The sequence below is a fragment of the Helicobacter pylori genome (genome assembly GCF_011140715.1).
Classification (GTDB): domain Bacteria; phylum Campylobacterota; class Campylobacteria; order Campylobacterales; family Helicobacteraceae; genus Helicobacter; species Helicobacter pylori_DA.
Genome location: NZ_SFZZ01000060.1, coordinates 1 through 20,566, shown reverse-complemented (window position 1 = coordinate 20,566; position 20,566 = coordinate 1). Strand labels below are relative to the sequence as shown.

Genomic DNA, 20,566 nt, shown 5'->3' with positions numbered 1-20,566 from the left:
TTTTAGTTATCCATGCTTGATGGGAACAAAACCTAAAACAATATATCGTTTAAAATATAAGCGTTGCGTGTAAGTAGGGGTTGTATTCAGTCAAAACATGCAAGTAATTTAAAGTTAATTTAAGATAATTAGGCACAATAGCCGTAAAAAATTTAAGGCTGTATTTGAAAACTCTATTTAGTGTTTATCTCTTTTTATCGTTGAACCCACTCTTTTTAGAAGCTAAAGAGATCACTTGGTCTCAATTCTTGGAAAATTTTAAAAACAAGAATGAAGACGACAAACCCAAACCCCTAACTATTGATAAAAACAATGAAAAACAGCAAATCCTAGACAAAAACCAGCAAATCTTAAAAAGGGCTTTAGAAAAAAGCCTTAAATTCTTTTTCATTTTTGGATACAACTATTCGCAAGCCACTTTTTCAACTTCTAATCAAACCTTGACTCTTGTAGCTAATAGCATAGGGTTTAACACCGCTACAGGCTTGGAGCATTTTTTAAGAAACCACCCTAAAGTCGGTTTTAGAATCTTTAGCGTCTATAACTATTTCCATTCTGTTTCGCTCTCTCAGCCTCAAATCCTAATGGTGCAAAATTACGGGGGCGCATTAGATTTTTCTTGGATTTTTGTGGATAAAAAAACCTATCGCTTTAGGAGTTATTTAGGAATCGCTTTAGAGCAAGGGGTGCTATTAGTGGATACGATTAAAACCGGTGCGATCACAACCATCATTCCCAGAACCAAAAAAACCTTTTTCCAAGCCCCCTTTCGCTTTGGTTTTATCGTGGATTTTATCGGTTATTTGTCTTTGCAATTAGGGATTGAAATGCCTTTAGTGAGGAATGTTTCCTACATTTACAACAACCATCAAGAAAGATTCAAGCCACGATTTAACGCTAATCTTTCTTTAATCGTCTCGTTTTAGTCTCCCCTTTCCCCCTTTTAAACAAGCCCATCACTTTCCTAGGGTATTTCAAAAGCATGGAAAAAACATTCGCTTGAATGCCGTTTTCTTGGCATGCTCTTATGTTTTCTTTATTCCTTAATAAAAGGCTTTTAAACCCACTTGCGCTAACCCCCCCAGTGCGCATCACCACTAACACTTCCTTCAAGTAAGAAAAGCTTATTTTTTGCACCACAAACAAGCGGATGATCATCTCAAAATCCGCTGAAATCTTATAATCGGTTTTGTATAGCCCATAGCGTTCATGAATGGCTTTTTTGACAAAAAGCGTGGGGTGCGCTGGCACCACGCCATAAAGCAAGGTTTTAGGGTTAAACTCCCCGCTTTCATAATAACGGACCACTTTTTCTAAACGATTGGGTTTGACAAACACCAGATCCGCATACACGCTATCGCAATGCTTTTTTTCAAACTCATGCACCACTTTTTCTACCACAAACTCATCAGCATAAAAATCATCGCTATTCAATAAAGCGATAATATCCCCACTAGAACGCCTTATGCCCTTATTCATGGCGTCATAAATGCCCTTATCTTTTTCACTCATCACGCAAGCGATTTTGTCTCTATATTTTTGAATGATTTCTAAAGTGCTATCCGTGCTAGATCCGTCTATAATGATGTATTCAATGTTTTTATAAGTTTGATGAAGCACGGAAAGAATGGTGTCTTCAATGGTTTTTTCGCTATTAAAACACGCCGTGATCACAGAAACTTTTAACAATCCAACCCTTTTTTGATAAACTGCCCCTGATTAAGTTTTAAACAAATTCACTTGTTTGTCTAAATTCATAGTCGTTCCACTCACATGCGTAGCGATGTTTAAAATATCTGAAGAATCAGCCAAAGTTTTAGAAGCCACTTTTTCCACTTCTACAAAATCGCTTACCATAGCTTCAATTTGGTGTCCGGATTTAGCGTAATCGTCCATGCTTTGATTGCTGTCTGACACGACTGAGCTTAAATTAGAACTCATTTTTTCGTAAGTTTCTTGCACGCTTTTACTCATATCGCTCAAGCGTTCCATTTTTTGCGAATTGAGATTCATTTGCGAACTCACGGCGTTGATTTCTTGGACAATCACCATGATAGTGGAATTGATTTCGGCTAAGGACTTTTGAGTGCGCCCGGCTAAATTCCTAACTTCATCAGCCACCACCGCAAAGCCTCTGCCATGCTCGCCCGCTCTTGCGGCTTCAATAGCGGCGTTTAGGGCTAAAAGATTGGTTTGATCGGCAATATCATTGATAATATCCAAAATGGATTTGACATCATCAGCGTTACGGCTTAGTTGCTCCACTTGGCTAGAGAGCTTCTCTTCAGTGTGCGCGCTCTCTATGATTTGAGAAAATAAATCCCCGGTCGCATCCTTACTCTCTTTGACAAGCCCTTGCGTTTCAATCAAACGCTTCCTTAACCCTTGAGACTGCTCTATGGAAATATTCATCATGTTCGCTACATCCGTGGCTTTATTTTTTACGGAATTTAGGGTGGTTGAGGAATCTTTCATGCTCTTTTGGGTTTCTTGCGCGATTTGGACTAATTTATCCATTGAAGTTTTATTGGAAGTGGAAATGCCTTTAATTTCTTCCATAATCAAGCGGGCGTTTTCCACAAACAAATTGATCCCACGGCCCACTTGCGAGATTTCATCGTTGCGATCACCCACATCAATTTTGGCTCTCAAATCCTTATCCCCATGGCTAAAAGCGTTGATTTTAAGGACCAGTTCATCAATGCGTTTCACGATCCTTAATTTAGCGTATATGAGCGTCAAAACCACTAACGCTATCGTCGCTGTCAGTATCCAAAGGAATAGTTTTGTGGTGTTTTCATTAAAAACCTTATTTACGCCTTCTTTGATCGCTTTATTTTCGGTGTTAATGTCAGTGTAATAAGAAGTCGTTGCGATCACCATTTGAGACATCTCATCATAATGCGAGTAGGCGAATTTTTTCTCCGGCACGCCCCCATCGTATTTAGGCATTTTATAATAAGTGTAGCCTCCCCCTTTTTTAGCCGCTTCCAAATACCCCCTAACATAATACACCCCATCAACGCTCTGAGCGTCAAGCCCTGATTGGCCTACGGTTTTAGGATTGACCGGATCAAACAGCACTACCCCGTTTTTATCCACCACCACCATATAAATCATGCCCTTATCGTCGTTAATGCGTTTGAAATAATCTAGTGCCATTTTTCTTGCAGTAGCATTGTCAAAATCTTTGTAATACTCATGAATGCCCTGTTCAATAATTTTTGTCATGTAAGCGAGCGTTTTTTCACGCTTTTTGTATTGCCCGGTTTCTAAATGCTCCATGAGTTGCACTAACACATCTTTTTGTATAACCTTTACAAAACCAATAAAAAGCCCCCCTAAACCTAAAAGAGCGGCTAGCACGACAAACATAATACGAGTCCCTAGCGAAGCAAATACTGAAGCAAACATCATTTATCTCCTAATAAATCATTTTTAAGTCAAACCCTAATTTGAGAGTTCANCCCCCCGAAAAATGAGTGGCGCAAAACAAAATTAAAATCCGGTTATTTGAAAACCGCCCAAAAAGTGAAAAGCCAACAATCTAGGATTATAGAACACCCTTTTTTAAGTTAGGCTTAAAAACAAAATAATAAAAATAAAAAATCTTATTCAACTTCACTTTCCTTAATGGATTTGACATTCAAAGTCCTCCCGTCTTTTGAAGTGGGGATTTTGACGCTCCCCTCTTTTAATTTTTCTGCCAATCTTTCCAACAACGGGTTTTTGAAATCGTAGTTGATGATTTCCCAGTTATGCTCCAATTCAGGCGTTACTTTCTTGCCTTTTTCTTCAGTGATGTATTTAATAATCAAATCCCGTATTTGCCCGTTATCTTGCAATGCATCGTAAGAATCATAATACCTATCAGCGTCTGTAACCAATTTTAATGTCGTGGATAATGTCCCGAATCGGTAATTGTTGATCGCTAATTTATACACCGCTTTAGGGTCAATTGGCTTTCCGTTAATTGTCGGATTAACGATTCTTTGCCCGGCAGGTTTGGTAACATCAACTTGGTATTTCACGCCAGAAAACATATCAAAATTATAGCCGCGAATGTTTTCATTGAAACTGATCGTCAAATCCCCTGGTTGCAACTGGTTGTAAAATCGGTATGACCATTCCATATATTTTAACAGATTTTCACCTGTTATATGCACTCCAATGAGCGTATTAGCGAACTTGTAAATATAGGCGACATCTTTTCTTTTGAAAGGCCCTTTTTTCAAATTCGCCCCAAAATTGAATAAGGCTGCCGCTGAAACATCGGCGTTTGCATAATATTTTTGCACTTTATTGATCAATTCTATCACCGGTGTTTCTTGCAATGCAGCGGTTGGCATCGTAGTGATTTTTTCTTCTCCTGTGATAAAATCAGGCCTATCAATAAAGGTTTTTGTCACTTCGCCGACCACTTCATTAGCGTATTCTTTTGATTTTTTATCCACATATTCATATTTTTTCGCCAATTCTTCATCTTCTGGTGCATCTTTTGTGGGTAAATTTTCAGTCGATATGGTTTTTTTCTTCGTTTGGGTGTCAAACACCACCACGCCCTTTGCCAGATAAGCCCCATACGCTCCAGGCTCAATGGTATGCACTTTCCCTACTTTGGTGTTATAAACCGCATGCTCATGCCCAGCAAAAATGATGTCAAATTGCGGGAATTTTTTCGCCAGATCCGGTATCCCATCGCCACCTTTCTCATCTTCTCGCCCCAAATGAAAAGCGCCAATCAAAATATCATACTTCCCTTTCAGCTCTTTCAAAGTCTTTTTTAACGCTTCTTCAGCGTCCAAAAACTTCAACCCTGCAAAATGTTCAGGCGTAGCGGCCTCCCAAGTGGGAATGTGCGGCACCACATACCCCACAACCGCCACCCTCACGCCATCAATTTTTTTAATAATATAAGGCTTCACAAACGGCTTATTGTCCGCAATTTTGATAATATTCGCGTTCACGACATCACCATTAAATCCCTTAATATTTTTCTCTAAAAAATCTTTACTGAAGTTAAACTCGTGATTCCCAAGCACACGAATATCAAATTTCAAATCGTTTTCAGCTCTAACTAGCGGGTGAATAGGCTCATCATTAAACAACTCCGCACTATTGCCTTGCAACAAATCCCCGCTGTCAATCAAAACCACATTTTTATTCTCAGCCCTTTGCTTTTTGATTAAAGTCGCAATCCTTGTCAAGCCGTTATTGGGTTTTTGTTCGCCAATCGCATAATCATACGAAAAAAGCCGCCCGTGAATGTCTGAAGTTTCCAAAAACACTATTTTGACTTCTTTTGCAGATATTGAAAGCGTTAGCGTTAAAAAGATGACCAAAATCAATTTTTTCATTGAAATCCTTCCATAAAAAAATCTTCATAGCATTATTTTTACATGAAACTAACGCTGATGCAATGATTTTGATTGGCATGTAACGCCTAAATGGGTAAAACGGATAAGGGGATAGGGGAGTAAAATCATTCCCCCCATTCATCAAACCCCCACTTCAGACCATTCAGCGCGTTTGTCTAAAAAAGTGCGCGCTAAATCCTGTGCGCCCTCTAAAGTGTGGTTAGCCGCCCAACCGCATTGCTTTTCATTGCTGGCAGGCACTTCTTTAGCCTTTAACACATCTTGCATCGTCTTTTCTAAAACCTCTAAAATCTCTGTGTAATTGTCATGGTTTAACACCGTGAGATAAAATCCCGTTTGGCAACCCATAGGCGACCAATCCACGACATAACTGGCATGGTTACGGATGATTTCAGCGACTAAATGCTCTAAAGAGTGCAGGCTTGGCATGTCCATGTGATCTTGGTTGGGCTGCTTGAAGCGCACATCGTATTTGACAATCACATCCCCATTAGCGCCCTTTTTGCGATCAGCGATACGCACATAAGGGGCTTTGACTTTGGTGTGATCCAAATTGAAACTCTCTACATTCATTTTCATGTTTTTAACTCCTTCATTCATAAATTGTAATGAAACTTTAGCCTATTTTAGCGAACGCTTGCTCTAAATCTTCTAACAAATCCTGTTCATGCTCAATCCCCACAGACAAGCGCACCAAACCATCTCTAATCCCGGCAGCTTCTCGTTGCACTTTAGGGATACACGCATGGGTCATTAGCGCTGGAACCCCCACCAAACTTTCCACCCCGCCCAAACTCTCGCCTAAAATGAATAATTTAAGGCTTTCTACAAAGGGAGTTGCCTCGCTGTCGTTTTTGAGGGTGAAAGAGAGCATCCCGCTAAAGCCACGCATTTGGGCTTTGGCTAGTTCGTAATTAGGGTGGGTGGGCAGGCCCGGGTAATAAACCTTTTCTACTTTAGGGTGTTTTTCTAAAAATTCAGCCACGCAAAGAGCGTTTTTTTGATGGGCCTCCATGCGTAATGCTAGCGTTTTAATCCCTCTTTGCAACAGCCAGCTGTCTTGAGGGCCTAAAACCCCACCGATAGCGTTTTGGAAAAAAGCGATCTCTTGGGCTAGCGCTTCATCATTAGTGGTTACAAGCCCGGCGACCACATCGCTATGCCCGCCTAAGTATTTTGTGCCGCTATGCACCACAATGTCCGCCCCTAAAAGAAGCGGGTTTTGGCAATAGGGGGTGGCAAAGGTGTTATCCACGATAGTGAGCAAACCATGATCTTTAGCGACACTAGCACATTGCGCTAAATCCGTGATTTTAAGCAAGGGGTTACTAGGGGTTTCTAAATAAAGGGCTTTGGTGTTGGGTTTGATAGCCTTTTTGATTTGGGATATATCGCTAGTGTCTATAATGGTGCAAGAAAGCCCGTTTTTGACAAGCACTTTATTAAACAAGCGGAAAGTCCCCCCATAAACATCATCGCCCAATAACACATGATCGCCTGATTGCAAGAGGGAAAAAACGGCGTGGATTCCGGCTAAACCAGAAGCAAAAGCAAACCCCTTAACCCCCCCTTCTAAATCGGCGATGAGCTCTTCTAAAGCAAAGCGCGTGGGGTTGCCTGAGCGAGAGTATTCATAGCCCTTATGGTGGCCTATGGCGTCTTGGCGGTAGGTGGAAGTTTGATAAATAGGCACGCTCACCGCCCCCGTTGTCGTATCCTCACTAATACCCCCATGGATTAGTTTTGTTTGCATGCGCATGGTTTTTCCTTTTTATGAATTTATAAATAAATACCTTTAGAAAGATAACGATCGGCAACATCTGGGAAAATGGTTAAAACCTGGCTGCCTTCAGGAAGGCGTTGCACTTCTTTCAAGGCAGCCGCAAAAGCGGCCCCGCTAGAGCTCCCCACTAATAAGCCGTTTTTCTTGGCTAACTTCCTAGTGTAGCTAAAACCCTCTTCATCTGAAATCGTTTCAAAGCTATCAATATCCAAATTTGCGAAAAAAGGAGGGATGAACTCCACGCCAATGCCCTCAATCTCATGAGGCCCAGGCTCTCCCCCATTCAAAATAGAACCCTCCGGCTCCACCCCAATCAAGCGAATGTTAGGGATGCGTTCTTTCAAATACCTAGCCATGCCTGCAAAAGTGCCACCACTCCCTATCCCAGCTACAAAGCTCGTAAAATTTGTGCCTAATTCTTGGACAATCTCAGGGGCTAGGGTGTGGTAGTAGGCTGCGGGATTATCAGGGTTTTCAAATTGCAAGGGCACATAGCTATTAGGGATACTTTCGGCTAATTCTTTACTTTTTTTAATGGCGCCAGAAATCCCCTCGCTAGTAGGCGTGTTGATCACTTTAGCCCCCAAAGCTCTCATGATTTGTTGTTTTTCTGTGCTGAATTTTTCCGGGACAACAAAGATGGTTTTGAGATGGTGCTTGAGCGCCACTAGGGCTAGAGCGATGCCGGTATTGCCTGCGGTAGGCTCAATAATGGTTGTTTTAGAAGTGATTTTGCCTGTTTTAAACCCTTCTTCTATAAGATATTGGCCTAAGCGGTCTTTAACGCTCCCTCCTGGGTTTAGATGCTCTAGTTTAGCGTAAATGGCGGACTTTAACGGAATGGGGTAATCCTTGTTAGTGAATTTAAAAATGGGGGTGCGGCCTATGGCGTCTTGCATTGTGGTGATAATCATCATTCCTCCTATAACAAACAATAAAATTCAATTTTGCGATTATGCCTAAACTCGTTAAATGGAATAAGTTTAGGATAAAATGTTGGTTTATTGAGATGGATTAAGGAGCTTTCAATGAAAACGATAGAATGGAATGAAGAGCAAAGAAAAGCGTTTCAAGACTTGTTAAGAGAATTTGTAGCGTCAATTGACGCCAAAGCGCAAGAGGAAAAGCAAACAGGCAAAACCCCAAAGATACCAAAGTGGGCTTCATACCAAAGAGAGTTGAACAAGTTTTTAACGCCATGGGGTTATGCGTGTAAAATCAGTCCTGGCTCTGGACTTTTATCCCATGGGCCATCCATCGCCTTTTGCCGTCAGGATATTTTAGGGGAAGAGTTTGTCAATGGTAAAAAACCAACCCCCAAAAAAGGTTTTTACCTTTGACTTGGTTACTATTGGCACAACGATTTTGAAAAGTTTTATCTTTGCATAGGTCGATCCACAGAGCAAGATGGGGAAAAAGAGTGTCAAAAATGCCCAGCGTATGATAAGATCATTATTGAAAACGCATGCTATCAAAAGCTCTATGACGATTTAGAAGCCGATCTTGAAAACATTACCAACGATTTTTTACGCTTTGCTAACGAATTTAATCAAATCCCCACTGCGTGTTTTGAATTAGAGCCATCTAGCACAAGCCATTAAGAAACAACTTGATGAAATAACCCCATACCAAAAAGGAACTCTCCCTTAAGGGATTTTCCTAAAATCCCACCAACGCTTTTAAGCTAAACCTTAAAAAAGCTATCGTTTGGTTACAATCAAGCTTTGATATTTGGATTAAAAACGCTATTTTTAGATTTTGCAATCAGTATCCCATTGATGAAAATGAGGAAAGCAAGCGGGTTTTGATTAAAACCGCTCGCTTGAAAGAAGTTTTAAAAGCGTTTTTACTCCACTTCCGCATCAATCACATCATCGTCTTTTTTCTTGGGCTGCTCAGCGTTGTTTTTATTCGCCATGGCTTCGCCTAATTTTTGAGCCGCTTGCGCTAATAATTTGGTTTTGTCTTCAAGCTCCGCTTTAGTAGCGTTATCGTTTTTGACGCAATCTTTAAGAGCGTTAATGGCGTTTTGGATCTCGTTAGCGTCGTTTTCATTCAAACTTGTTTTATGCTCATCAAGGCTCTTTTGGGTTTGGTGCGCCAAACTATCGGCATGGTTTCTCGCTTCAATCACTTCTTTTTTCCTAGCGTCTTCTTCTTTGTGCAATTCAGCGTCTTTCACCATTTTTTCAATTTCGCTATCAGACAACCCGCTAGAACCAGAAATTTTAATCTCTTGGCTTTTGCCGGTATTTTTATCTTGCGCTGAAACGGTTAAAATCCCGTTAGCGTCAATATCAAAGGTTACTTCAATTTGCGGCACGCCTCTTGGAGCTGGAGCGATGCCTTGCAAATCAAATTTACCCAAAGATTTATTATCCCTTGCCAATTCCCTTTCGCCTTGTAAAACCATAATGGACACAGCGGGCTGGTTGTCTTCAGCGGTTGAGAACACTTGAGATTTTTTCGCAGGAATAGTCGTGCCTCTATCAATCACTTTAGTCATCACGCCCCCTAAAGTTTCAATCCCAAGGCTTAAAGGCGTAACATCTAATAAAAGCACATCTTTCACATCGCCTTTTAACACGCCCCCTTGAATGCTCGCTCCCACCGCTACGACTTCATCAGGATTGACGCTTTTATTCAAATCTTTATTAATAAACGCTTTCACCCTTTCTTGGACTTTAGGGATACGAGTGGAGCCTCCCACCATCACCACTTCTGAAATCTCATTTTTGGTCAGCCCCGCGTCTTTGATCACGCTTTCAATTTTAGAAATCGTTTCTTCCATGAGATCTTCTGTCAAGCTTTCAAATTTAGCCCTAGTGAGTTTTTTAACCAAGTGTTTAGGCCCAGTAGCGTCTGCTGTGATAAAGGGCAAATTGATTTCAGTCTCCATCGCAGAGCTCAGTTCTTTTTTAGCGTTTTCAGCCGCTTCTTTCAGGCGTTGCAACGCCATCACATCGTTTTTAATTTCAATGCCCGTTTCGCTTTTAAACTCAGCCGCTAAGAAATCAATCACACGATTGTCAAAATCATCGCCCCCCAAAAACGCATCGCCCCCTGTGGCTAAAACTTCCACGACATTATCGCCTGTTTCTAAAACGGTAACATCAAAAGTCCCCCCACCCAAATCATAAACCATGATTTTTTCGCTCTCTTTTTTATCCAAGCCATAGGCTAACGCCGCGCTGGTAGGCTCATTGATGATCCTTAAAACGTTAAGCCCTGCAATCGTGCCGGCTTCTTTAGTCGCTTTCCTTTGGCTGTCGTTAAAATAAGCCGGAACCGTGATAACCGCTTCCGTAACGCTCTCGCCTAAATAACTTTCAGCGTCTTCTTTGAGCTTCATTAAAATTTTGGCTGAAATTTCTTGAGGGGTATAAATTTTACCTGAAATTTCAATCGCACAAGCCCCATTCCTATCCACAATCTTATAAGGCAAGCGTTTTTCAGCTTCTTTAGCCTTATCTTCATTAAACATTAAGCCCATGATTCTTTTAATAGAATAAATGGTCTTTTCTGGGTTGGTTACCGCTTGTCTTTTGGCGCTCTCGCCCACTAAAATCTCGCCCTTATCCGTAAAAGCCACAATAGAAGGAGTGGTGTTTTTACCCTCTTTATTCGCAATAATCTTTGCTTCATTGCCTTCATAAACCGCCATTGCGGAGTTGGTTGTCCCTAAATCAATTCCAATAACTTTTCCCATGCGTTATCCTTTCTTTTAAAATAAATGTTTTAATCGTTTTTAGCAATGCTCACCATTGCCGGCCTCAAAACCCTACCCTTATACTTGTAACCCTGTTGCAAAACCTGCACGATTTTCCCGTTTTCTTTTTCTTCGCTTTTGACTTGCATGATGGCATTGTGGAAATTAGGATCAAATTCTTCTAAGCATTCAATCCCTTCAATGCCATGCCTTGCCAAAACTTCATGCAGCTTTTCTATCGTAAGCTCCAAGCCTTTGGTTAAAGCGCTCTCTTTATTTTCTTCTGCAGCACTCTTATGAGCCCCAAGAAGCGCATCAATCACTGGCAATAGATCTAATGCGATTTTTTCATACGCATACTCTAACGCCATGCTCTTGTCTCTTTCTAAGCGCTTTTTCACGTTTTCAAAATCCGCATGCACTCTTAAATATTTTTCGTGCATTTCCTGGTATTTAAGCTCAAAATCTTCCTTGATCTCGCCTTCTTTTTCGCCCGCTTCTTGCTTTTCTCCACCTTGTTGTTCTTTGCAAGTGCAAGCCTTTTGATAAAATTCTGGCTCTTTTGGGCTTAAATGATCGTGTTCTTGATTGTGTTCATCTTTCATTATTCCTCCTTAGAAATCGTTTGAAAAAACCCTTCATAATCGCATTCCAATTTCCCCACGCAAAGCAGTTGCATCCGCTCGTTTTGAAATTCTATAGGGCGCGTTACTAGCATGCAATCAGGTTCTATAAAATGCAACCCTTTTTTGAAACGCTCCAAAACCTTACCCTCTAAAATGTCAAAAAATAAAGGGCTGTTTAAAAGCGTTTTTAACCCCATTAGATTAAAGCGCGTAATTTGCGTGTTGGAATACTCCAAACGCTCTAATTGTCTGGCCAAACTCAACGCATTGACAGAAGCAGCGATGGAGCGCACTTCTTTAACGCTCCTGCCCACAAGCTCCAATAAAAACTTCTCCATTTTAACGCTGTAACCCAGCGTGCAAGAAAACGCCAAAAAGTCCAAAATCAAAAAGCGTTTTTCGCACTCAATGACTCTTTCTAAACGCTCCAAACTGGGTTTTTTTAACAGCGTGAAAAGCCCGAAATTTTCACTCGCGCTTTTTAAGCGTTTTTCATTCACCTTTAAAACTTCAAAGCGCAACGACTTGTGCCAATAGTTTTCAAACGCCTTAAAAGTGGGCAATCTAGCGCCGCTAGAATGGGCTTGATAAAGCATGCCTTCTTTAGAAAGGATTTGAAAATAATTCCTGATTGTCGCGCAAGATATTTTCAAGTTTGCCAACTCTTTCAAGCGTTTAGAGCTAATGGGTTCTAAAATCTGCAGATAGGTTTTAACAAACGCATCTAACAAACTCTCTTTTTTATTCAAATCAGAACCTACTTTAATTCTTCTTAACATCATTATTTGAAAAATCTCGTCAATCACCATTCTTGATGAAAGAACCCTCGCATTATAGCATAAAAAGTTAATAATCTATCACTTGTTTTGAAAAAGTGATAAAAATTACCTGATTTTTCTTTAAAGTTTAGTCTGTATCACTAAATTTATTTACTAGAATTAAATTAGGATTTTTTATAGAGTTGATTTAATTTAGATCTGTTGGGCAACTAATACCTTTTATTAAAAAAACTTGTTATCATGTTAAACATGAACACACACACAAGAGGCATTGACAGCAATCTGATTTATTCGCTCCAAAGCATTTCATTATCCATGTTTAGAAAGGGTTTTTTTGGGCTTTATCAAGGCTCCATTTCGGCGCGCATTGGCGCTAATCAATTTGTGATCAATAAAAGAAACGCTGTTTTTGATCAATTGAATGAAAACACCTTACTGGTCTTGCATGACAAGATAGATTATCGCTGGAAAGAAGCGAGCCAGGATTCGCCCATTCATGCGAGCGTGTATAGGGAGTTTTTGGACGCTAAATTCATCGCTTACGCGCGCCCTCCTTATAGCCTAGCGTATTCCTTGCGCCACAACCGATTGCTCCCTAGAGATTATTTAGGGTATCGTTCTTTGGGCGAAGAAATCGCCATTTTTAACCCCAAAGACTATGACAGCTGGCAAGAAAGAGCGGATACAGAAATTTTACGCCAACTGCAAGAGAGCAAAAAATATTTTGTTTTCATTAAGGGGTGTGGGATTTTTGCCTACCACAGAGAGCTTCCTAAACTCATGGAAGTTTTTGATTTGATTGAAAACTCATGCAAGGTTTTACGATTGGGCGATTTAATGGATTATTGCTATAATGATGATCCACGATTGAGCGTGTAAAAAGCTAAAAAGGATAAAACATGACCATCAACACCCATTACACCCCTAATTTCACACAGCTCCAAACCTTGAACAATATCAATAATGACGCAACCATAAAGGATAGGAATCAAGTAGAGCAGGATTTACAACAAAGCAGTATTCAAGATGGTTTCAGCCAAGATAATGCGCCAAACGCCCCTGATTTTGACAGGTTACAAGCTTTAAACGCTATCAATAACGACGGCGAGATTAAAGATAGATCCCAAGTTGAGAAAAATCTTGTTGATGGCGAAAATATCCCTGAAATTTATTCCAGCCTAGACACATACGCTTAAAAGGGGTTTTACCACTCTTTCAAAGCCATTTTGATCGCTTCTATCACGCAATCCATCCCACCCGCTAAACTAAAAAGCCAGTATTTGTGCGCGTAAATGTATTCTAATTGCTTAGCCCTTAATCCGTCTTCATTACTCGTTTTTTTACACACGATTTCAGCGATATGCAATTCCTGGTGGAAAATGTAAGATTGTATCGCATCCATGAAATACGAATTGAATTGTTTGTCGTCAAAAAGTTCTTTAATGTTGTCAATTTCAGCGCTCAAATTTTCTAATTCCTTAAAATCCAACTCTTCTAATTTTTTTTCTTCATGAAGCTTTTCCACTTTTTCTAAAAACTCTGCCACCTTTAAAAACGCTCCTTCAACTTGCATTTTTTTCTCATTGGCGTATTTGATGATCTCTTCGCATTTTTGCTTGGCAATCTTTAAATTTTTAGCCTGTTCTGATTGGGTGGGATAAATAAGATTGATAGGAGGCTTTGGCTTGGATTTGTCTATTTTTTCGCACACTTCTTTAAAGGGCATTTCTTTAGTCCCTTTAATCCTAGCCCCCCCTTCAGTAGCGTTAATGACTTCTAGTTTATAGGGCGTATTAAAAATATCTTTTTCAAAAAATTCTAAGAAAAGTTTCCACACCAAAGTGGTTTCTACTTCCCCATTACCCCCGTATTTTTCTATAAAAATCTTATCTTTATCTTTTTTAGGCTTGATCTCTTTATCGCCATAAATCGCCCCACTAGCATGGCTGTTACCGCTTTGTGAAAAGCTCAAATCTTGCCCGATAAACACGCACCTTTTGAAACGAGAATGCACCACTAATTCATACGCCATGTTCGCTGCGCTCAAGCCTATGCCCACATAACCATACTGGTGCAAATCAAAAAGGTTGGTATAACCAAAGGGGCGGAAACTAAATTGCTTAACCCCCTTTTTAACCGCTTTAATCAATCGTTTATGCACAATGGAAGTCAGAGCAAAAATAACGCCTTCTTGAAAATCTAAGGGGGTTTCTTCATAGAATTTCGCCGTCAAATCCACCCTTTCTAAAGACAGCACAATATCAGGCTTGATACCGGCTCTGGCTAAAATAGGGAAAGAAGCGTCTATGCAAAAAAGCGTCGCATAAGGGGCGATTTCTTTTAAAAGGGGGAGTTGCTTGTTCAAACTGGGCCCGGTTGAGACAATAATCGCGGTGTCTCTGTTTTTCAAAGCATTCACAAAATCCACTAAACTAGGGCTTTTGATGACTTCAGGCAGATTAGCGGCATGCTGTTTGATGCCTATAAGCGCGTCTTTAGCGTCATTGCCTACGCTAATAGCACCATGCTCTAAAGCGCGCGTGAAATGCTGGTTGATTTCTATCATTTGACTAGAGTATCGTTCATAATAAGCGTTAAAAAGTTTTAAATCATACATTCTTGCGTATAAACGAGATTTTTTATCCATATCAAACAATGAAGCGATCATGTTGTAATTGCAAAAACTCGCATGCAATAAAATCAAACGATTTTCTAAAATCTCAGTGGAAAAATCCAAAAGATTCAACACAATGAAAATAATTTCTATTTCAGGCTCAATGACCACCAAGCGTTTTAAATTGCCATTACCTAAAAGCAAGCGGTAAAACACCCCATTACCCAAGCCAAAATAATACAAATAAGGATAAAGCATGTAAATTTCGCTATTTTTGTATAGCTCTAAGCTTGAATCTAGCGGGCTTTTTTCAAATAAGGGCGTGTTTGTTTCTTTATCTAAGAGATTGAAATTCGCGCTATCATTCCCTAAAAACACTTCGTATTTTTTGTTTTCTTTAATGGCTTTGAGTTGTGCGAACAAAAGAGGGTCTTTTTTGAAAAGAGCTTGTAAGTTTTTTTGATAAATATCCATTATTTTAACTTATAAAAATAACTTATAAAAAAGGCTAACGCCCCTTTGAATCAAGGGCTGTTATTGTAAAAGCCTCAAGACATTCTGTTGCACCGCATTCGCTTGCGCCATAGCAAAACTCCCGCTTTGCGCCAAAATATTGTATTTAGAAAAGTTCGCGCTCTCTTCAGCAAAATCCACATCTCTGATTTGAGATTCAGCCGCTTTAACATTCACTTGGGTTACAGAAATATTATTAATGGTGGTAACCAATTCCATTTGCACCGAACCCATATCAGATCGGATCTTGTCTAATTGCGTGCGTGCAGAATCCGCCATATCCATTACAATCATCGCCCCTTTAAGGCTTGTTACCCCAGCCCCTATACCTTGAGAATTGGTTTCCGCTTGCGCGCCATTAGCGTTCGCTCCAGCTGCTGAAGCCACATTCGCATCAAAAATACCCCTAACCGCTCTCAAATTCACGGTGTATTCTGCCACCCCTTGAGCGGAATGAAAGCCCACATGGCTAAAATTCACGCCGCTCACAATAATATCTCTAGCGTCGGTCCTGGTCAAGGTTAAGCGCCCAATAACCGCATGCTGTGTCCCAGAAATCCCTGCAAAATTCCCTCCCCCAAAAACCTGACCGCTTGCACTCGCTGCATGCACAGAAATCGCACGCCCATCAATGGAGTGCAAATTAATGCGCCCTTGAATATCCAAGCTCGCTTCCACGCCCGTCCTGTCTTTGACGGAGTTGATCGCATTAGTCAATCTCCCGTCAGCGTCGTTTTTATGCACATCATTCACGGTCCCAATTTCTACGCCATTAATGGTGAGTTCTCTCACGGTTCCTGATTGCACGGGAGTGCCACCGGTAGCCATGACATTATAAGAAGCCCTAACGCCTAGAGTGTTAGAAAAGCGGTTGATGATCTCGCTTAACGCCCCAATCCCTGTGCCAGCGCTTGTAGAAATGCGCACGGTTTCAATCTTATAATCATTCACGCCATTGACTTGTTTGAAATTCAATCCCACTTCAGTCAAGTTTTGCGCCGCTGCACTAGCGAGCATGCCTGCACCGCTAAAAGAAGAGGTTTCCATGCGCACATGCCCAATCTTATCTGAGCTTGTTGAGCCAATAGACGCTTTAACCGTGGTGTTAGAATACGCGCCAATTTGAAATTCTTTGTTAGAAAAACTTCCTGAAAGCATTTGTTGGCCGTTAAAGCTTGTGGTGTTAGCGATATTGTCCAGTTCTTCTAACAACCTTTGAATATCGCTCTGGAGCGCTCTTCGGCTTTCTAAAGTTTGCCCGTCTTGAGCGGCTTGAACGGCTTTGGTTTTAATGGTGTCTAAGATTTTGATTTGCTCATCCATCGCTTTATCTGCGGTTTGAACCATACCAATAGCGTCATTAGCGTTGCGGATCGCTTGACCCAAATTCGCGCTTTGACTCCTTAAGCTATCAGCGATCGCCATCCCACTAGAATCGTCAGCGGCTTTATTGATCCTAAGCCCTGAGCTTAACTTTTCAAGCGAGCTTGAAAGGTCTCTGTTGTTTTGAACCCCTACCGCATGAGAAGTTAAAGCGGCGATATTGGTATTTATCCTAAAACTCATGTTTGCATCCTTTGCATAGATATTTGCTGTTAGTCAAGCAAAGGGTGTTCCAACTCTTTGATTTTTAGCGCCGTTATAGAATTTTATGGTTTGATGAATCGTTTAGTCAAAATTCTATGCTACAATCATTCATTAATAGGTATAAACATTCCATTAAAGGCGTTCAATGAAGCACCTTATTATCGTAGAATCCCCAGCAAAAGCCAAAACCATTAAAAATTTTTTGGATAAAAATTATGAAGTTGTTGCCTCTAAAGGGCATGTCAGGGATTTATCCAAATTCGCTTTAGGCATCAAGATTGATGAAACCGGCTTCACTCCTAATTATGTCGTGGATAAAGACCATAAAGAGCTTGTCAAACAGATCATAGAGCTTTCTAAAAAAGCGTCTATTACTTATATCGCTACCGATGAAGACAGAGAAGGGGAAGCGATAGGCTATCATGTGGCATGTTTGATTGGGGGGAAATTGGAGAGCTATCCTAGGATTGTTTTTCATGAGATCACGCAAAATGCGATTTTAAACGCTCTAAAAACCCCACGACAAATTGACATGTCTAAGGTCAATGCCCAACAAGCCAGGCGTTTTTTAGATCGGATCGTGGGTTTCAAGCTCAGCTCGTTGATTTCATCTAAAATCACTAAAGGTTTGAGTGCTGGGCGGGTGCAAAGTGCGGCTTTAAAGCTTGTGATTGATAGAGAAAGAGAAATCAAAGCCTTTAAGCCTTTAACCTACTTCACGCTAGACGCTTTGTTTGAGCCGCATTTAGAAGCGCAACTCATCAGTTATAAGGGTAACAAACTCAAAGCCCAAGAGCTGATTGATGAAAAAAAAGCTCAAGAGATTAAAAACGAATTGGAAAAAGAAAGCTATATTATCTCTAGTATCGTTAAAAAATCTAAAAAATCCCCCACACCGCCCCCTTTCATGACTTCCACTTTACAGCAAAGCGCTTCCAGTCTTTTAGGCTTTTCGCCCACAAAAACCATGAGCATCGCTCAAAAATTATATGAAGGCGTAGCCACCCCACAAGGCGTTATGGGCGTGATCACTTACATGAGAACGGATAGCTTGAATATCGCTAAAGAGGCTTTAGAAGAAGCGAGGAATAAGATTTTAAAAGATTATGGCAAAGACTACTTGCCCCCTAAAGCCAAAGTTTATTCCAGCAAGAATAAAAACGCCCAAGAAGCCCATGAAGCGATCAGACCCACTTCTATTATTTTAGAGCCAAACGCTTTAAAAGACTACCTTAAGCCTGAAGAATTAAAGCTCTATACCTTAATTTACAAACGCTTTTTAGCTTCTCAAATGCAAGACGCTCTTTTTGAAAGCCAAAGCGTGGTTGTGGCTTGCGAAAAAGGCGAGTTTAAAGCGAGTGGCAGAAAACTCCTTTTTGATGGTTATTATAAAATTTTAGGCAATGACGATAAGGACAAATTGCTCCCCAATTTGAAAGAAAATGACCCCATTAAATTAGAAAAATTAGAGAGCAACGCCCATGTTACAGAACCTCCAGCACGCTATTCAGAAGCAAGCTTGATTAAAGTTTTAGAAAGTTTAGGCATAGGCAGGCCCAGCACCTACGCCCCAACGATTTCTCTTTTACAAAACAGAGACTACATCAAGGTAGAAAAAAAGCAGATCAGCGCTTTAGAGAGTGCTTTTAAAGTGATAGAAATTTTAGAAAAGCATTTTGAAGAGATTGTGGATTCTAAATTCAGCGCTTCTTTAGAAGAAGAGCTTGATAATATCGCTCAAAATAAAGCCGACTACCAGCAAGTCTTAAAGGACTTTTACTACCCTTTTATGGATAAAATTGAAGCCGGGAAAAAGAATATCATCTCTCAGAAAGTGCATGAAAAAACCGGCCAATCATGCCCTAAATGCGGGGGGGAATTAGTCAAAAAGAATAGCCGTTATGGGGAGTTTATCGCTTGCAATAATTACCCTAAATGCAAATACATCAAACAAACTGAAAACGCTCACGATGGAGCCAATCAAGAATTGTGCGAAAAATGCGGAGGGGAAATGGTGCAAAAATTCAGCAGAAACGGGGCGTTTTTAGCTTGCAACAACTACCCTGAATGCAAAAACACCAAATCGCTAAAAAACACCCCTAACGCCAAAGAAACAATAGAAGGCGTGAAATGCCCAGAATGCGGAGGGGATATTGCCTTAAAAAGGAGTAAGAAAGGCTCGTTTTATGGCTGCAACAATTACCCTAAATGCAATTTTTTATCCAACCATAAGCCCATCAATAAGCGTTGCGAGAAATGCCATTATTTGATGAGTGAAAGAATCTATCGCAAAAAAAAGGCGCATGAATGTATTAAATGCAAAGAGTGCGTGTTTTTAGAGGAAGAGAATGGCTAAAGAAAATCCGCCTATCGTTTTTGGGCCTGTTTTATCCAGGCGTTTTGGGAAGTCTTTGGGCGTGGATCTATCGCCCTCTAAAAAACAATGCAATTACAATTGCATTTATTGCGAGTTGGGTAAAGCCAAGCCCATTGAACGCATGGAAGAAGTGATCAAAGTAAAAACTTTGATTAACGCCATTCAAAACGCCCTAAACAACCTCACCACCCCCATTGATGTTTTAACCATTACCGCTAATGGCGAACCCACGCTATACCCTCATTTATTAGAGCTTATCCAAAGCATCAAGCCTTTTTTAAAGGGTATTAAAACTTTGATTTTAAGCAACGGCTCACTCTTTTATGAGCCAAAAGTCCAACAAGCCTTAAAGGAATTTGACATCGTTAAATTTTCTTTAGACGCTATTGATTTGAAAGCCTTTGAAAGAGTGGATAAGCCTTATTCCAAAGACATTAACAAGATTTTAGAGGGGATTTTGCGCTTTTCTCAAATCTATCAGGGGCAACTGGTGGCTGAAGTGCTGTTAATTAAGGGCGTGAATGATAGCACGAACAACTTAAAACTCATCGCTGCCTTTTTAAAACAAATCAATATAGCCAGAGTGGATTTAAGCACCATAGACAGACCCTCAAGCTTTAAAGCCCCAAAATTGAGCGAAGATGAATTGTTAAAATGCTCTTTGTTTTTTGAAGGGCTTTGCGTGAGTTTGCCTAAACGATCCATTACTCAAGCTAAAAAATTGATTTCTTGCGATGCGGACGAATTGCTCGCTTTAATTTCCAGGCGCCCTTTAAGCGCAGAAGAAGCCCCCCTAATACTGGATCCTAACACCTTTAAGCATTTAGAAACTTTATTAAACCATAAGCAAATTACGATTAAAAAAGTCGGCTCTTTGGAGTTTTATTGCGCGTTTTAACCTCCATTTGTTAGTTTTACCTTACTTTAGGGAGCTTAAGCTTTTAAAAAGGTTCTCTTTTATTACCAAATAACGCTACCATAAAAAATCAAAAGCCGACAGATCATTAAAAACTTGGTGTAATATTTTAATCGCTACATCCTTTTACTATAACCATAACCCGCTTTTTCTACTTTTTTCTCGGTATTAGCAGCTGCTTCTATTTCTTTACTAACATCAGCAAATATTTTTTGAACGAACAAAAGGCTTTGAGAGGTTGAAAGGTGGGCTTGTGGGTCTGGTTTTAAACTCCTCATTTCAAG

At 40.3% G+C, this 20,566-nt stretch carries 17 protein-coding genes and 1 pseudogene; 6 read left to right on the top strand and 12 right to left on the bottom strand.

All coding sequences use genetic code 11. The annotated features are described in order from the left end of the window. The first annotated feature begins 164 nt into the window (after nt 1–164). Complete coding sequence (locus EWZ81_RS05920) at nt 165–926, top strand: outer membrane beta-barrel protein (RefSeq protein WP_000853713.1); 762 nt, start codon at nt 165–167, stop codon at nt 924–926. Here the strand turns inward: EWZ81_RS05920 and EWZ81_RS05915 are convergent. From EWZ81_RS05915 to EWZ81_RS05890, 6 genes are all read right to left on the bottom strand, one after another. Continuing rightward, on the bottom strand, nt 898–1,689 hold the full coding sequence (locus tag EWZ81_RS05915) for a glycosyltransferase family 2 protein (RefSeq protein ID WP_165549343.1): 792 nt from the start codon (nt 1,687–1,689) through the stop codon (nt 898–900). The genes EWZ81_RS05920 and EWZ81_RS05915 overlap by 29 nt on opposite strands. A gap of 30 nt (nt 1,690–1,719) precedes the next feature. Next, nucleotides 1,720–3,417, bottom strand: coding sequence for a methyl-accepting chemotaxis protein TlpB (gene tlpB / locus EWZ81_RS05910; RefSeq protein WP_165549342.1), 1,698 nt, complete (start codon nt 3,415–3,417; stop codon nt 1,720–1,722). Between the two features lie 194 nt (nt 3,418–3,611). After that, nucleotides 3,612–5,312, bottom strand: coding sequence for a bifunctional metallophosphatase/5'-nucleotidase (locus EWZ81_RS05905; RefSeq protein WP_524537611.1), 1,701 nt, complete (start codon nt 5,310–5,312; stop codon nt 3,612–3,614). A 186-nt stretch (nt 5,313–5,498) separates the two neighbouring features. Continuing rightward, complete coding sequence (locus EWZ81_RS05900; protein ID WP_165549340.1) at nt 5,499–5,957, bottom strand: S-ribosylhomocysteine lyase; 459 nt, start codon at nt 5,955–5,957, stop codon at nt 5,499–5,501. A gap of 37 nt (nt 5,958–5,994) precedes the next feature. Beyond that, nucleotides 5,995–7,137 carry a cystathionine gamma-synthase gene (locus EWZ81_RS05895; protein ID WP_165549339.1) on the bottom strand — a complete coding sequence of 381 codons (1,143 nt, stop codon included), beginning with the start codon at nt 7,135–7,137 and terminating at the stop codon, nt 5,995–5,997. Nucleotides 7,138–7,157: 20 nt separating this feature from the next. Then, a complete protein-coding gene (locus EWZ81_RS05890) occupies nt 7,158–8,075 on the bottom strand; it encodes an O-acetylserine-dependent cystathionine beta-synthase (protein WP_165549338.1) in 918 nt (305 codons plus the stop codon). A gap of 114 nt (nt 8,076–8,189) precedes the next feature. Between EWZ81_RS05890 and EWZ81_RS08500 the strand changes: the two are divergent. Then, nucleotides 8,190–8,762, top strand: a pseudogene (locus EWZ81_RS08500) (hypothetical protein). A 245-nt stretch (nt 8,763–9,007) separates the two neighbouring features. On the opposite strand, the gene dnaK reads toward EWZ81_RS08500, so the two are convergent. From dnaK to EWZ81_RS05870, 3 genes are read right to left on the bottom strand one after another with little or no spacing between them, the layout of a single operon-like run. Continuing rightward, nucleotides 9,008–10,870, bottom strand: coding sequence for a molecular chaperone DnaK (gene dnaK, locus EWZ81_RS05880; RefSeq protein WP_165549336.1), 1,863 nt, complete (start codon nt 10,868–10,870; stop codon nt 9,008–9,010). A gap of 29 nt (nt 10,871–10,899) precedes the next feature. Continuing rightward, nucleotides 10,900–11,475, bottom strand: coding sequence for a nucleotide exchange factor GrpE (gene grpE / locus EWZ81_RS05875; protein ID WP_165549335.1), 576 nt, complete (start codon nt 11,473–11,475; stop codon nt 10,900–10,902). Beyond that, nucleotides 11,475–12,305 (bottom strand): HrcA family transcriptional regulator, encoded by an 831-nt coding sequence (locus tag EWZ81_RS05870; protein WP_165549334.1) that lies wholly within the window; start codon nt 12,303–12,305, stop codon nt 11,475–11,477. The genes grpE and EWZ81_RS05870 overlap by 1 nt, the downstream gene beginning before the upstream one ends. Nucleotides 12,306–12,515: 210 nt before the next feature. Between EWZ81_RS05870 and EWZ81_RS05865 the strand changes: the two genes are divergently transcribed. Continuing rightward, nucleotides 12,516–13,154, top strand: a complete 639-nt coding sequence (locus tag EWZ81_RS05865; protein WP_165549333.1) for a class II aldolase and adducin N-terminal domain-containing protein — start codon at nt 12,516–12,518, stop codon at nt 13,152–13,154. Nucleotides 13,155–13,174: 20 nt separating this feature from the next. Next, on the top strand, nt 13,175–13,471 hold the full coding sequence (locus tag EWZ81_RS05860; protein WP_078242368.1) for a hypothetical protein: 297 nt from the start codon (nt 13,175–13,177) through the stop codon (nt 13,469–13,471). Between the two features lie 8 nt (nt 13,472–13,479). Here the strand turns inward: EWZ81_RS05860 and EWZ81_RS05855 are convergent, their stop codons facing one another. Together EWZ81_RS05855 and EWZ81_RS05850 are read right to left on the bottom strand one after the other, a co-directional pair. Further along, a complete protein-coding gene (locus EWZ81_RS05855; protein WP_165549332.1) occupies nt 13,480–15,363 on the bottom strand; it encodes a motility associated factor glycosyltransferase family protein in 1,884 nt (627 codons plus the stop codon). 60 nt (nt 15,364–15,423) lie between these two features. Beyond that, the gene (locus EWZ81_RS05850; protein WP_000010011.1) at nt 15,424–16,968 is read right to left on the bottom strand and encodes a flagellin B; all 1,545 of its coding nucleotides are present in this window, start codon (nt 16,966–16,968) and stop codon (nt 15,424–15,426) included. Between the two features lie 166 nt (nt 16,969–17,134). On the opposite strand from EWZ81_RS05850, the gene topA reads away from it, so the two are divergent. Then, nucleotides 17,135–19,345, top strand: a complete 2,211-nt coding sequence (topA, locus tag EWZ81_RS05845; RefSeq protein WP_165549331.1) for a type I DNA topoisomerase — start codon at nt 17,135–17,137, stop codon at nt 19,343–19,345. Continuing rightward, nucleotides 19,338–20,264 carry a radical SAM protein gene (locus tag EWZ81_RS05840; RefSeq protein WP_165549330.1) on the top strand — a complete coding sequence of 309 codons (927 nt, stop codon included), beginning with the start codon at nt 19,338–19,340 and terminating at the stop codon, nt 20,262–20,264. Before topA ends, EWZ81_RS05840 begins: the two co-directional genes overlap by 8 nt. Before the next feature lie 134 nt (nt 20,265–20,398). Here the strand turns inward: EWZ81_RS05840 and EWZ81_RS05835 are convergent. Next, a partial coding sequence (locus tag EWZ81_RS05835; RefSeq protein ID WP_165549329.1) for a DUF874 family protein occupies nt 20,399–20,566 on the bottom strand: 168 nt, incomplete at its 5' end.